The sequence below is a fragment of the Candidatus Hydrogenedentota bacterium genome (genome assembly GCA_013359265.1).
In the GTDB taxonomy this organism is placed as follows: Bacteria; Hydrogenedentota; Hydrogenedentia; order Hydrogenedentales; family SLHB01; genus JABWCD01.
Genome location: JABWCD010000011.1, coordinates 119284 through 133825, shown reverse-complemented (window position 1 = coordinate 133825; position 14542 = coordinate 119284). Strand labels below are relative to the sequence as shown.

The window sequence follows — 14542 nt, the reverse complement described above, 5'->3', positions numbered from 1 at the left end:
CGGCGTCATGCCCGCGCTAGGCATTGTCATGATCGTCAAGAACGAGGCGGACTGGCTTCCGCAATGCCTTGAGAGTGTCCGCGCGATTGCGGACGAAATTGTCGTTGGCGATACGGGTTCGACGGACAATTCGAAAGCGATTGCGGCCGGGTTTGGCGCGCGCGTGATCGACGTGCCGTGGAACGACGACTTTGCCGCCGCGCGAAACGCCGTGCTCGCCTCCGCGGCGGGCGATTGGCTGCTGCACATGGACGCGGACGAAACGCTCGACGAAGCCGGCGCGCAGGCGATTCGCGGTCTCGTGGACGCGGACGGCGACGGCGCGGATGCGATCGAGTTGACGCTCGCGAACTACAGCGACGACGTGCGCGCGTGGTTGTGGGTGCCCGTTGGCGCGGGCGATCCAAACGCGCGGGGAAAAGCGGGGTATATCGCGGTGCCGCTTTTGCGCCTGTTCCGTAATCGTCGCGGGTTCGAGTACCGCGAGCCGGTACACGAAAACATTACGGAAAGCGTGATCGAGCGCGGTGGAGTCGTACGCGCGGAACACGAGATCGTGATTCATCACCATGGGTTCGGAAGAGGCGGAAACGCCAAAGCGGAATTCTATTTGAAAATTGCGCGGCGAAAGACCGAGACACGTCCGGCCGATGCGAAAGCATGGCACGATCTGGGTGAACAGCTTGTCGCGCTGGGCCGGCCGGAGGAAGCGGAGCCGGCGCTGCGGAAAGCGCTTGCGCTGGACGCATCGCACTTGGGCGCCGCGACGACGCTGGCGAACCTGTTGCTAAATCGCGGCGAACTTGATAGGGCGGCGAAGGTGCTGGAACCATTCGCGCCGACGAACGCGCCCCACGTACTCGTCGCGCTCGCGGCGATTGCGTGCAAACAGGGTCGAATGGATGAAGCAAACGATTTGATCGAACGCGCGCTGGCTTTCGCCCCGCGGCATGTTCTCGCGCGGCTGATGGCGGCGCGGATCGCCGATATTCGCGGGTACGCGAAGGCGGCCCACATGCAATTGGAGGCGGCATACTCGTTCGCGCCCACAATCCCGGAAGTGCTCGCTCGGATCGATGCCATGCGCATGCGGGAGGAAGCGGATGCGCTGTTCGAGAAAGGCGATATGAAGGCCGCGCTGGCGATGCTCGTCGCCGCGCTGAAGCACGACGCGGAAGATCCGCTGATACATATACGTCTGGCCGAAGTGCTCGATCATATTGGTGACACCAGACGCGCCAAGGATTCGCGCGAACGGGCGCTGGCCCTCGCTCCAAATTTGAACTCTGCCTAGCGTTTCGCCCGGCGCGGAGACCGGGCGCTACGGGACTTTTGCCACGGGCTGCCAGCGAAGGAATAGGAATGCTACCTGTATACAAGCCGAATTTTTGGATGAGAATTCGCGCGGTGCTGTTTCTTTCAATCGCGTTTGCCGGCGCGTTTGCCGATCCGCTTCCAAAAGACGCCGGCTACCGCGGCATCTGGTATATGAATCAGCCGACGAAGGACCAGTACGCGTACAAGTACAGCGGCGGGCTGGGCACGTATCCGTCGAACCACATCCCCTTTGCGATATACGCACCCGCGGTGAACAAAACGTTTTTCGTCTACGGCGGCGCGAAGCCGGACAACAATCAGGCGCTGGTCGAGATGGTTGGTTACTACGATCACGCGACAGGCGAGGTGCCGCGCCCAACGATTCTGCTCGACAAAGAAACGGGCGACGCGCACGACAACCCCGTCATGGCGATCGACGACGCGGGATATATCTGGGTATTTGCGTCAGCACACGGCGCGTCGCGCCCTGCGTTCATTTTCAAGAGCGACGTGCCGTATTCGATCGATGGGTTCACGCAGATGGCGAACTTCAACTACTCCTATCCCGAACCGTGGCACATACCGAAACGTGGCTTCTTGTTTCTGCACACGGTGTACAAAGGCGGGCGCGGACTGAACTGGAGGACAAGCGCCGACGGCATCACGTGGAGCGAGCCGAAACTGCTGGCGCATATCGACGAAGGGCACTACCAAGTCAGTTGGCCGCACGGCGAGAAGGTCGGCACCGCGTTCAACTACCACCCCACGGCATTTCAGGGCGACACGGAAAAGAAGGGACTCAACTGGCGCACGAACCTCTACTACGTCGAGACGAACGACATGGGTGCGACGTGGCGAAATGCCGCGGGCGAAGCGGTAGCGACGCCAATTACCGAAACGAAGAACGCTGCGCTCGTACACGAATTCGAAGCGGAAGGTTTGTTGGTTTACATTTGCGATGTGAACTACGACGATGCGGGACGCCCGATCATCTTGTTTGTAACGTCGCGCAGTTGGAAGCCTGGTCCCGGCGAACGAGAGTGGCGCGTTGCACGATGGACCGGGAGGGAATGGCTGTTTCACATCGTGTGTCCCGCCGATCACAACTACGATATGGGCAGTCTGTATATCGAAAATGGCGCGTGGCGCATTCTCGCGACGTCTGCAGCAGGGCCGCAGGCGTACTGCACCGGCGGCGAAGTGCAACTATGGGAATCGCGCGACGAAGGGAAAACGTGGACGATGATGCGCGATGTTTCGAGGAACAGTAAGGTCGATCACACCTACGTGCGGCGTCCGCTCAATGCGCACGATGACTTCTATGCTTTCTGGGCGGATGGTAATCCGCTGGAGCCGTCGGCATCGCGTTTGTATTTCACGAACCGTGCGGGGGACAAGGTGTGGAAGTTGCCGGAGACCATTGCGGGCGAGTTTGCGAAGCCCGCGTTGTTCACTCATCCGACGTCACAACCGACATCCCCCTAAATCCCCCTTCAAAGGGGGACTTAATGCGGTGTACATGGCGTCGCACGACCACTCTTAAGTCCCCCTTTGAAGGGGGATTTAGGGGGATGTAACTGCGTCGCACGTCAGACGTGTGCAAATGAAAGACGAAGTCGACTACGTTTTCGCCACCCAGCCATAACTCACCAACTCAATCTCGCACGTCCCATCCTTGTACAAATCCACCAGCGCATACTTCGGATCGAATTCGTGGTACGAGCCTTTCCACCAGTTTCCGCTCACCGCGCCGCTGCACGCGTAGGCGACGCCGAGGTATTCGATCGCATCGACCATGTGCATGTGGCCCGACAGGCACAGCTTCACGTTCGCGTGCTTCTTGAACAACTCTTTGATGCGGTGGGCGTCGATGTGCGCCCACGAGCCGGGTATTTGCCAATCGCCGGTGGGCGGCTGTTCGACGCAGAGGTACGCGGATGCGGAGATAATCGGGATGTGGCTGACAACGCACACCGGCGTTTCGGGTTTGGTTTGTTGCAGCACCGCGGAGAGCCACTCGAATTGGCCATCGTCCAGCTTCGCAAGGTACCCATCGCCCACCGGAAACGTGCTGTCGAGAAACACAAAACGCCAGCCCGCGCGGTCGATTGTGTAGCACCGATCGGGCAGGGCATACGCGTCCACCGCCCATTTCTTCCCGTCCACAGGATGATTGCCCAGGACATCGTGATTGCCCACGCAGGCGGCGTGCGGAAGCGAACATTCCGATTGAAGCACGCTGCGCCACAGATCGAGCTGGACCTTCGCGCGCGCCGCGCCTTCCGCTCCGTCCACATTCATGACGTTGTCGCCGCCGAACACGATGAACTCCGGCGCGTCCTTCTGCTCCTGTGCGTGGCGCAGACACGCCGCCATCCCCTTCCCGGCGCCGCGCTCCGGCTGCACATGGATGTCGGTAAGGTGCGCGAAGCGCAGCGCACGGTTGCGTTTTGAGCGGCGCCGTGGCGCCGCTTCGGCAATTGTTGGCCCGAGCAACGCCGTTGCGGCGCCCGCCGCCAGTACTTCGCGGCGCGTGAAGTGGAATTCGCTTTGCATGTTTTCCGTCCCGTTTGTATGGTCTTTGCGAGTTTGGCGCCTGCGCGGGGAATACTATATCCGAGCCGGGAAATCCCGGGTGGCTCGCCGCATTTTCCAATCTCGGCGATATTTGCCGAGCACGATAGCATGCCCCGACCTGACATCGCGCGGCGATATCATGGGCCGCTGATTATTCCCATGAGTGGACCGCAATTACGTGCGCACTCGCAGACAAGATCGTAACCGATTCTCGCGCGATTACCGGGCGCCTTCCCCGCAAAGATACTGGAAAAAATCTGTCTTGCTGTTGTAGCATGATTGTCTCCCCCACAGACTGGCTTCGACGAGGCAGATGGTTACGACTGAACTACAGGCCGGGACCAACGTCGGGAAGTATCGGATCGAGCGGGAACTCGGGCGCGGCGGAATGGGTGTCGTGTACCTCGCGGAGGACACCTATCTTTCGCGCCGGATCGCGCTCAAAGTCCTTTACGGTACGCTGGCGAACGATGCGGCGTTCGTGTCGCGCTTCCGCCAGGAAGCGAAGATCGTCGCCGAAATTCTCCATCCAAATGTCGTCCGCATCAACAATCTCGAATCGACGGAGATCGGGTTCGTCATCGATATGGAATACGTCGCGGGCGGATCGCTCGCGCGCGTTCAGGAACGCAGCGTTTTCACGCCCGAGTTTGCGGTGCGCATCGCGCGCGATGTTCTCGAGGCGCTGCGCGTCTGCCACCAGCACGGTGTCATCCACCGCGACATCAAACCCAACAACATCCTGCTGAGCACTGACGGCGTCGCCAAACTGGCGGATTTCGGACTCGCCACCGCGTATTCCGTCCATCACGATTCGATTGCCGCCCGCACCGGGTCCACGGGCTTCTTCCTTGGCACGCCACGCTATGCGCCGCCGGAAGTCTGGGACGGCGAACGGCCCAAACCGGATTGGGACCTGTACTCGCTCGGTCTCGTGCTGTACGAAGGCCTGACGGGGAAGCCTGTGTACGAAGGCGCGACGCCGCTGGCGGTGTTGAAGCAAGTCCTGACGAAGCAGGTGGACACGAGCCGCGATGCGATTCCGCACGTCTCTCGCGAGTTCGCGGAAGTCATTGAAGCGCTGACTGCCCATGACAGCGCGAACCGGCTGAAGAGCGCCGCCGCCGCGCTCGAACAGTTGCGGTCGGCGCCGGAGTTTGCAGTCGCGATACAAGACGATTCGCCAACGGTACGGTCTCCGTTGCCGCCGCGTGAGGCCGTCTCGGTCGAAGAAAAGCCGGCGTCGAGGCCGGCCCGCACGTACTGGCCGGCCTTGGGCGTGGCCCTTCTGGTTTGCGTAGCCGGTTTCGCGTGGTACGTATCACCCGCACCCGGGCCGTCACAGTCGCCCACACCGGAACCTGAGCAAGCGCCGGCGGGGACGCCAGCGCGGATCGCCGGGGCCGCTGTTGACAACGGTTCGAACCCAAACGGATTTACACGCGCCGGCGATTACGTGTTCTTTGCCGCGGACGACGGCATTCACGGACGGGAGCTTTGGAGTATCGGATTCGGAAATACAGACGTGCCCCGGCGCATGAGCGAACTGGTTCCATCCTTCACCGCAAAATCGCCGCGCCATTTGTTTGCCGCGGATAAGACACTCTATTTCTGCGCCGAGACGCCAGACGAGGGCGGGGAACTGTACAAGTGCGTTTGGAACGCGGGAGAAGGACCCAACATTCAACGATTGCGCGACATCATGCCGGGGACAATGGGCAGCGAACCGCTTTGTATAGCATATCAGTATCCCTCCCTCCTCTTTCGCGCCCGAACGCGAAACGAAGGCCACGAACTCTGGTGTACGTTGGGCGGCAGAAGAGACACTGCGATCGTGCAAGACTTGAATCCTGGTCCCTCGGCGTCGCTGCCGGAAAGCCTGCCGTGGACGGCTGAGGGCGACGACGTGTTTTTTGCCGCGTATGTAGAAGGATTGCTGGGCCAACAATTGTGCCGGTACCGGTTTTCAAGAAATGCGATCCGCGTGCTGCACGATGTAAGCGAGGACATCTTCATGATCGGCATCCTCGGGCGCAACGTGCTTTACAGGCATACAGACGAGAAACATGGCACGGAGATCTGGATCGACAACCTCGACTCCGGGGAGTCCAGGCTGTTCGCCGACATGGTCCCGGGGCATGGCTCGTTTATTGTGCGGTCCGCCTGCAAACTCGGCGCGCAACTCATCTTGTCGGTCGAAACAGAGGAGCTTGGGACGGAATTGTGGGCCACGGACGGGACTGTGGAAGGCACACGGCTTTTGCGCGATATCCGCCCGGGGCCGGACGGCGGAAATCCGGGTCCACTGCTGCCATGTGGTTCTCACGTCATTTTTCGCGCTGACGATGGGGTGTATGGCCAGGAGTTGTGGGCGACCGACGGTACGCCGGAGGGGACAACGATGATCATCGATGCCCGTCCCGGCCCCGAGGGGTCCGGGCCATATAACGAAGTTCGTGGCGAGCGGTTCCTCGCGTTTTCCGCGAACGACGGCGAGCACGGCGAAGAACTATGGTTGGCTGAGTTCGTCGACGGCCAATGGTCGGCATGGCTCGCGAGCGATACCTTTCCGGGCCTGGTCGGCGGCGAACCGCACAGCCTCGTGTGGGTCAGTCCGACCCGCGCATACGCGAGTGTGTACCCGCCGGAGATCAGTCGGCCGCCGCTTGGGCGAGAGATGTGCCGCATCACGATCAATGAGGAAACAAAAGATACAACGATTGACTACTTCGACATATGTCTCGGGCCGGTACCTGCCGCGTCGACGCAGTAAAGGGGGGGATTCCGAACCTGTCCGCCGCCAGAAGGGGCGATACAGAATTTATTGAAAATAGCACTATGCTCGACAATTGCGGTGTGCTTGGGCGCCAAGGGGATCAGTTCACTCCGAAACCGGGGGGCTGCGGACGGTGCTGGACAAATGATAGGGTCTGGTGTATATTCAGAATGAATATACCTTACGGTAGGTAATATCGGTCTTCTTAAATTCTGGGCTACAACCGAGGTACGACATCATGGCGCAACACGACAACTCGGCAAAAGACAAGGCAATGGAACTGGCGGAAGACGCGCGCCAGTCCGAATGGAAGTTCCCCAGCTTTACCGCGGAGTTGTTCCGCGGCAGTTTTCGCTGGGACCTGATGCATCCGTATCCGTTGCAGGAGCCGGAAGACAAGAAGATCGGCGATGAGTACATCGCGAAGGTCGTTGAGGTGCTTGAGAAGCACGTTGATCCGATCAAAATCGACCGCGAAGGCCAATACCCCGAGGAGACGCTGAAGGCGCTCGCGGAGATTGGCATCTTCGGGATGAAGATTGCCAAGAAATACGGCGGCCTCGGTCTCTCGCAGACGAATTACAGCCGCGTGCTGTCCGTAATCGGTTCGTATTGCCAAAGCACCACGACGTGGGTATCGGCGCACCAGAGCATCGGCGTGCCGCAACCGTTGAAGATGTACGGCACGGAAGAACAGAAACAGAAGTACCTGCCGCGGCTCGCGAAAGGCGAAATCTCCGCGTTCGCATTGACGGAGCCGGACGTTGGTTCGGACCCGGCGAAGATGGAGACGACGGCGACGCCGTCGGAGGACGGATCGTATTACCTGATTAACGGCGAGAAGCTGTGGTGCACGAACGGTCCTGCGGCGGACATTCTCGTCGTGATGGCGAAGACGCCGCCGAAGATCGTGAACGGGAAAGAGCGCACGCAGATTTCCGCGTTCATTGTCGAGAAGAATATGCCGGGGTACACGACGGAGCACGTGTGCTCGTTCATGGGGCTGAGGGGCCTCTCGAACGGCCTGCTCCGGTTCAACAACGTGAAGGTGCCGAAGGAGAACATCATAGGCAAGCCGGGCGACGGTCTGCGGATCGCGCTGGGCACGCTGAACACCGGGCGCCTTGGCATCCCCGCGGCGTCCGCGGGAACGCTGAAGCGTTGCGTTACGATCGCGCAGCAGTGGTGCAACGACCGGGTGCAGTGGGGCGTGCCGATCGGCAAGCACCAGAGCATCGCGCGCAAGATTGCGAACCTCGCCGCGGACACCTTTGCGATGGACAGCGTCGTGTGGCTCGCGTGCTCCTATGCGGACCGCGAGAACGCGGACATCCGCCTCGAAGCCGCCATCGCAAAGTATTTCTGCACGGAGTACTGCTGGAAGAACCTAGACGAGTTCCTGCAGGTGCGCGGCGGGCGCGGATACGAATCGGCGTATTCGTTGTATCACCGCGGCGACGCGCCGGCGGCGGTCGAGCAGTGGATGCGCGACGCGCGCGTGGCCCGCATCTTCGAAGGATCGACCGAAATCATGCACTTGATCATGGCGCGCGAAGCGCTCGATACGCACTTCAGCCTCGCGATGCCGATCATGAAGCCGAAGCCCGGCCAAAAGGAATCGAAGTTTGCGCTGATTATGAAGGCGGCGAAGTTCTATGCGTCGTGGTATCCAAAGCAGTGGATGCCGTCGGGTATCGACTTCAACACGAAGCACCTCAACGGCGCGAACCAGGACCACCTGGCGTTTGTCGCGCGGACCTGCAAGAAGCTTGCGCGCGGCATCTTCCACACCATGGCGAAGTACGGGCCGAAGCTCGAGTTCGAACAGCTCATTTTGGCGAACTTCGTGGACATCGGCGTGGACCTGTTCTCGATGGCGTCGTCGCTCGCGTACGCGGAGGCCCACCTCGCGCGGAACCCGGGCGATCAAAGCCCGCAGGAACTCGCGGACCTGTATTGCAGCAACGCGCGCAAACGCATCGCCGATAACTTCCGCGCGGTGAAGAACAATCACAACCGCAAATTCAACAAGGTCGGCGACGGCGTCATGGAAGGCCGGTACCGCTGGTTGATCAAAGACATCATCGACGACTTCCCGCCCGCGTACCGCGACTACGCGAAGCAGAAGATCGAGATTCCAAGCGATATCGACCTGCCCGTACACGCGAAGTAAGCACCCAGCAATTCCCCCGAAGAAACGCTGATGCCAATACGAAGCGGCCCCGGAAACGGGGCCGTTTTTCGTTAGGGGCGGGATGGGACAAAAGGGAAGCAGACGACCTGACGCAGCGTACCGGTCGTATGAGTCGCATAGGCCCTATGCGTTCTCGATTGAGTTTTCAGTGGACCGCTCGACGAGCGCCCGGTAGATTTCTTCCATCGTCGTGCGGATGTCGCGGGTGATGTGCCATTCGGGGTAGTGCGACTGGAATTTTTGCATGCCGCTGATCCACCAGATGTGATCGCCGGTGCGGGGTTGTTCGCGGTACGTGGTTATCATTTTCTTGCCGGCGATCTCCTCGGCCAGGGCGATGGCTTCGAGGATGGACACGTTACTGTACACCCCGCCGCCGATGTTGTAGACCTCACCCGCGTGCGGCGATTGATAGAACTGCCAGAACGCGTCGATCAGATCGGCGCTGTGAATGTTGTCGCGCACCTGTTTGCCCTTGTAGCCGAGCACCTGATACTCGCGGCCGATCACGCAGCACTTCATTAGGTACGCGAGAAATCCGTGCAGCGCCGCGCCGGAATGTCCGGGGCCCGTCAGGCAGCCGCCGCGGAAGCAGACGGTCTTCATGCCGAAGTAACGTCCGTACTCCTGCACCATTATGTCCGCGGCCACCTTCGACGCGCCCATGATCGAGTGCGTGCACGCGTCGATTGGCATGGTTTCGGTGATACCGTTCGCGTACTCGTGCGCGAAGTCGACGGTCCACCGGTTCACGCTTTCGACGAGCGGAAGCTTGTTGGGCCGGTCGCCGTAGACCTTGTTGGTCGAGGTGAAAATGAATACCGCATCCGGACAATGCCGGCGCGCTGCTTCTAGCAGATTCAGCGTGCCGTTCGCGTTCACGGCAAAATCAGTGAGCGGTTCGCGCGCGGCCCAATCGTGCGAGGGTTGCGCCGCGGCGTGGATAATTAGCTTCGTATCGGTTGTGTATCCGGCTACGACGCGATCCAGGGCCGCGGCGTCGCGGATATCGACGTTATGATGTCGGTAATTTGAGATTTGAGATTTGAGATTCTCGACGGCCCACGCGGTGGAGGCTTCGTCGCCGAAAAAATACTTCCGCATGTCGTTGTCAACGCCGGCGACGGCGAATCCTTTTGCGGACAGGAAGCGGACGGCTTCGGACCCGACCAGTCCGCCGGAGCCGGTTACGATCGCGGTAGGCATGGGTCGTTCACGCCGATGAACTTAATGAACGGGAACGTTCTTGCGCGGGCAGGCATCGTCGTCGTCACACTCGCCGGCCTTGTGTTTGTCCTTGTTCGGGCACGTTGCGCACGTGAGGGGTTCGCCGTCGGGGCCGAACACAGGCGTGCCGCCGCAGGACCCGCGCAGGCAGCGTCCGCTGAACATGACGCCGACCGCCATCATGAGCATAGCGAGACCGAAGGCGGCGAAAACGAGTATGAGCGTGGGAAGCATGAATACATTATACCATTCGTAATCGCTGCGCTGTCACGCGGACTTCCGTCGTTTCAACGCGGGCAGCAGCCCATACAGCGTGAGCAGCAGCGCGATCATGATGGTGATCCCGCAGAGCATGAGAAGATTTGTCACTATAGCGTCTTCCGTGCCACGGGGCGGCGGAAATTTCTCGTTCAATGTCGGCATGAGTCTTGACGACGCTCCGATGAACGCGCCAGCGAGACCTGCGCCGCCATTCGTCCACGTGCCGATTTGGAGCGTGCCGAACCAGGCCCAGAGCGTCTTTGGGCCGAGCGCGAGTTCACGAGCGAGAAACGAAAACGCGATCAATAGAATGCCGTTCATCGCGAATTCGATGTGCGCCATCACGATGCCGCGAAACCACGGCACCACGGAGGGAGGAATGAAACCCACGACGCAGCCCACCGTGATTTGAAGTACGCCGAGGAACAGGGTCCATCGCCGTAGCGTTTCCTTCAGTGCTTCAACGTCTCTTGCCATGCGATCCGCTCCTTGAACGCGGTGGACTGCACTTCGTCAAAACCGCCCTGTTCGTTGCGCACAAGCAAGTAGACCGCAAGCCCCTTATCCTCCGCAAGCGCGAGTGCCTTCTCCGGACCGAGCACCATGAGCGCAGTGGCGTACGCGTCGGCGTACGCGCATTGTTCGGTGACTATGGTGGCGGAAGCGAGTTTGTGCTGCACCGGCCGCCCGGTGGCGGGGTCGATTTCGTGGGAGAGGCGGACGCCGTTTTCGACGCGGTAGTTGCGATAGTCGCCGGAGGTCGCAAGCGACATGTTGGACAACGGCACGACAAGTTGCGCGGTACGTTCGGGCGCGTCGGGGCGTTCGATGCCGATTTGCCAAGGTTGACCCGTGTCATTTTTTCCGCGCGTTCGGAACTCGCCGCTGATGTCGATCATGTAGTCTGAAATGCCGAGATCGTCAAGCGCCTTCGCTATCTGGTCCGCGGCATAGCCCTGTGCAATGCCGGAGAGATCGCAATAGATATCCGGGCGCTCCTTGCGGATCGTCGAAGACGCGGCATCTGCCGTGACCATCTTGTAGCCCACGCGCGGGAGGAGCGCCGCGATTTCGGCGTCCGTTGGCGGCGCGGTGTGCTTTTCCGGGCCGAAGCCCCACGCGTTTACGATTGGGCCAACGGTGATATCGAATGCGCCGTTGGTTGCGTCGCTCACCTCGCGCGCCGTTTGGAAGATTTCGATCATCTCGGGCGAGACGTTGAACGGCTCCGTGCTCTGGTGTTGGTTGAAGCGCGAAAGCTCGGAGCCGGGTTTGTAGGTCGACATCATGGAGTCGATGCGGTTGAGGATATCCGAGACGCTTTGCCTAGCCGATTCCACTGCCTCCTTAGATTCAACGCCTCGCACTTTTACCGTGTAATGCGTGCCCATGGTGGGGCCATCGAACGTCGCACCGTGCAAGGTCAATACGGCGACGCTGTCCTCGCGTTGGCAACCGGAAAGCGCGATCAGAAGTGGAATGACGACGAAACACACCAGACGGGCGGAGCCGAAGGATCGATTACGATTACGAGCACGAGCACGAGCACGAGCACGAGCACGAAAAGACAGGTGGTTGATCGTAAGGCGAGGAGAGGCTTTTGGCGTGGCGCCACATCCCCCTAAATCCCCCTTCAAAGGGGGACTTAAGTTTGGGCCGCGCGCGTGCATTAGCCGCCGAAGTCGTCGAACAGGATGTTTTCGTCTTCGACGCCGAGGTCGTGCAGCATCTTGATCACGGCGCTATTCATCATGGGCGGGCCGCAGATGTAATACTCGACGTCCTCGGGTGCGGGGTGGTTCTTGAGGTAGTTGTCGTAGAGGACCTGGTGGATGAAACCGACGTAGCCGGTCCAGTTGTCTTCCGGCAACGGTTCGGAAAGCGCGAGGTGCCACTTAAAGTTTTCGTTCTCGCGCTGGATCATGTCGAAGTCTTCGACGTAGAACGCTTCGCGAAGGCTGCGCGCTCCGTACCAGTAGCTGACCTTGCGTTTGGTGTGCAGGCGCTTGAACTGATCGAATATGTGCGAACGCATCGGCGCCATGCCCGCGCCGCCGCCGATAAAGATCATTTCGGCGTTGGTGTCCTTCGCGAAGAACTCGCCGAACGGTCCGGAGATTACGACCTCGTCGCCGGGCTTTCGGCTGAAGATGTAGGAGGACATGATGCCGGGGGGCGTGCCTTCGGGCGCGCGGGGCGGCGGCGTCGCGATGCGGATGTTGAGCATAATGATGCCCTTCTCTTCCGGATAGTTCGCCATCGAGTACGCGCGCTCGACTTTTTCGGTCACAACGGACTTGAGTTTCCAGAGGTTGAACTTGTCCCAATCGCCGCGGTATTCGTCCTCGACGACGATGTCCTTGAAGTCCGCGGTGTGGGGCGGACACTCGATCTGGATATACCCGCCTGCGCGGAAGGGTACAGACTCGCCAGCCGGCAGCTCGAGCACAAACTCCTTAATAAACGTGGCCACGTTGTGGTTCGATCGCACCTTGCAGGTCCACCGCTTGACATGGAAGACCTCCGCGGGGATTTCGATCTTCATGTCTTGTTTAACTTTGATCTGGCACGACAGGCGGCAGCCTTCTTTCGCTTCGCCGCGGGAGATGTGGTTCAGTTCGGTCGGCAGCATTTCGCCGCCGCCTTCCTTCACGATCACTTTGCAGACGCCGCAACTCCCCTTGCCGCCGCACGCGGAGGGAATGAAAATCTTCTGGTTGGCGAGCGTGCCAAGCAGGGTGCTTCCCGCGGGCACGGAAATCGCCGCGGCTGCGTCGTCGTTGATGATTATGTTCACGTTGCCCGTCGCCACGAGCTTTGCCTTTGCGAAGAGTAACACCGCGACGAGCAGAAGTATGACGACGGTGAACATCAACACGCCGGATACGATGATGACGACTTCCATGTGCGGGCCTTTCTATTCTCGCGCCGGCCTACAACTGAATGCCCGAGAACGCCATGAACGCGATGGCCATAAGTCCGGCCGTGATAAACGTAATACCAAGTCCACGCAGGCCGTGGGGCACGTTGCTGTAGCGCATCTTTTCGCGAATGCCGGCGAGCGCGACGATCGCCAGCAGCCAGCCGAAGCCGGAACCGACGCCAAATACGACGCTCTCCGGAAATGTGTAATCGCGCTCCTGCATGAACAACGAACCGCCGAGAATCGCGCAATTCACGGCAATAAGCGGCAGGAACACGCCGAGGGTCGCATACAGTTTCGGGGCAAATCGATCGCATGCCATTTCCACGATCTGGGTCATTGCGGCGATGGTGCTGATAAACAGAATAAACGCGAGAAAGTCGAGTTTCACATGGGCGAGGCTCGGGTGTATCCATCCGAGCGCGCCTTCGGCCAGAAGGTAGTGCATGATGAGGTTGTTCATCGGCACGGTCATGACTTGAACGAAGATGACCGCAACGCCAAGGCCCAGCGCAGTCTCGACCTTACGCGAGCACGCGAGGAACGAGCACATACCCAGGAAGAACGCAAGGGCCATATTCTCGATAAAGATCGATTTGACGGCGAGGTTGAGGAAGTGCTCGGCCATGACTACTCGGCCTCCTGCTGTTCAGGCTTCCACGTGCGGACGGCCCAGATGAAGCAAGCGATGATGAAGAACGCTGCCGGCGCCAAAAGCATCAACCCGTTTGGCACGTACCAGCCGCCGTCGGTCACAAGATTGAGGACGGGATAGCCAAAGAGCTTGCCGGAGCCGGTGAGTTCACGCACGATACCGAGAATGATCAATACGACGCTATACCCGAGGCCGTTGCCAATGCCGTCGATGAAGCTGATCCACGGCGGGTTCTGCATCGCGTAACCCTCCGCCCGGCCCATGACGATGCAGTTCGTGATGATGAGGCCGGTGAATACGGAGAGTTGCAGACTTACCTCGAAGAGGTACGCCTTCAGAATCTGGTCGACCACAATGACAAGGGACGCTATGACGGCAAGCTGCACGATAATGCGGATGCTCGAAGGCGTGTAGTTGCGTACGCAGCTAATTACAAGGTTCGAGAAGGCCGTCACCGTCGTCAGGCTGATCGCCATGACTATGGCCTTGTCGAGCTTCGTCGTGACTGCAAGCGCGGAGCATATTCCGAGCACCTGCAGGCCGATCGGGTTATTGTCGAATACGGGCCCGAGCAGCGCGGCCCTTTCGTTCTTACCGAACCAGGCTGCCATG

12 protein-coding genes are annotated in these 14542 nt (G+C 60.0%); 4 read left to right on the top strand and 8 right to left on the bottom strand.

The window, feature by feature from the left end:
• The first annotated feature begins 7 nt into the window (after nt 1-7).
• Together HUU46_11945 and HUU46_11940 are read left to right on the top strand one after the other, a co-directional pair.
• A complete protein-coding gene (locus tag HUU46_11945; protein NUM54349.1) occupies nt 8-1294 on the top strand; it encodes a glycosyltransferase in 1287 nt (428 codons plus the stop codon).
• Nucleotides 1295-1392: 98 nt separating this feature from the next.
• Nucleotides 1393-2802, top strand: coding sequence for a BNR-4 repeat-containing protein (locus HUU46_11940; GenBank protein NUM54348.1), 1410 nt, complete (start codon nt 1393-1395; stop codon nt 2800-2802).
• A 135-nt stretch (nt 2803-2937) separates the two neighbouring features.
• On the opposite strand, the gene HUU46_11935 is transcribed toward HUU46_11940, so the two are convergent.
• Nucleotides 2938-3873, bottom strand: coding sequence for a metallophosphoesterase (locus HUU46_11935; protein NUM54347.1), 936 nt, complete (start codon nt 3871-3873; stop codon nt 2938-2940).
• Between the two features lie 334 nt (nt 3874-4207).
• Between HUU46_11935 and HUU46_11930 the strand changes: the two genes are divergently transcribed.
• A complete protein-coding gene (locus HUU46_11930) occupies nt 4208-6667 on the top strand; it encodes a protein kinase (protein ID NUM54346.1) in 2460 nt (819 codons plus the stop codon).
• Between the two features lie 241 nt (nt 6668-6908).
• On the top strand, nt 6909-8843 hold the full coding sequence (locus tag HUU46_11925) for an acyl-CoA dehydrogenase family protein (protein ID NUM54345.1): 1935 nt from the start codon (nt 6909-6911) through the stop codon (nt 8841-8843).
• Between the two features lie 144 nt (nt 8844-8987).
• On the opposite strand, the gene HUU46_11920 is transcribed toward HUU46_11925, so the two are convergent.
• The 7 genes from HUU46_11920 to HUU46_11890 all read right to left on the bottom strand — a co-directional run bounded on the left by HUU46_11920 (nt 8988) and on the right by HUU46_11890 (nt 14541).
• Complete coding sequence (locus HUU46_11920) at nt 8988-10070, bottom strand: NAD-dependent epimerase/dehydratase family protein (GenBank protein NUM54344.1); 1083 nt, start codon at nt 10068-10070, stop codon at nt 8988-8990.
• A gap of 21 nt (nt 10071-10091) precedes the next feature.
• Nucleotides 10092-10325 carry a hypothetical protein gene (locus HUU46_11915; protein ID NUM54343.1) on the bottom strand — a complete coding sequence of 78 codons (234 nt, stop codon included), beginning with the start codon at nt 10323-10325 and terminating at the stop codon, nt 10092-10094.
• Between the two features lie 33 nt (nt 10326-10358).
• Complete coding sequence (locus HUU46_11910; GenBank protein ID NUM54342.1) at nt 10359-10829, bottom strand: hypothetical protein; 471 nt, start codon at nt 10827-10829, stop codon at nt 10359-10361.
• Nucleotides 10805-11848, bottom strand: a complete 1044-nt coding sequence (locus tag HUU46_11905) for an FAD:protein FMN transferase (GenBank protein NUM54341.1) — start codon at nt 11846-11848, stop codon at nt 10805-10807. The genes HUU46_11910 and HUU46_11905 overlap by 25 nt, the downstream gene beginning before the upstream one ends.
• Nucleotides 11849-12021: 173 nt before the next feature.
• Nucleotides 12022-13257 (bottom strand): NADH:ubiquinone reductase (Na(+)-transporting) subunit F, encoded by a 1236-nt coding sequence (locus HUU46_11900; GenBank protein ID NUM54340.1) that lies wholly within the window; start codon nt 13255-13257, stop codon nt 12022-12024.
• Between the two features lie 28 nt (nt 13258-13285).
• Nucleotides 13286-13903, bottom strand: a complete 618-nt coding sequence (gene nqrE, locus HUU46_11895; protein ID NUM54339.1) for an NADH:ubiquinone reductase (Na(+)-transporting) subunit E — start codon at nt 13901-13903, stop codon at nt 13286-13288.
• Between the two features lie 2 nt (nt 13904-13905).
• The gene (locus HUU46_11890; GenBank protein ID NUM54338.1) at nt 13906-14541 is read right to left on the bottom strand and encodes an NADH:ubiquinone reductase (Na(+)-transporting) subunit D; all 636 of its coding nucleotides are present in this window, start codon (nt 14539-14541) and stop codon (nt 13906-13908) included.
• Nucleotide 14542 lies beyond the last annotated feature (1 nt).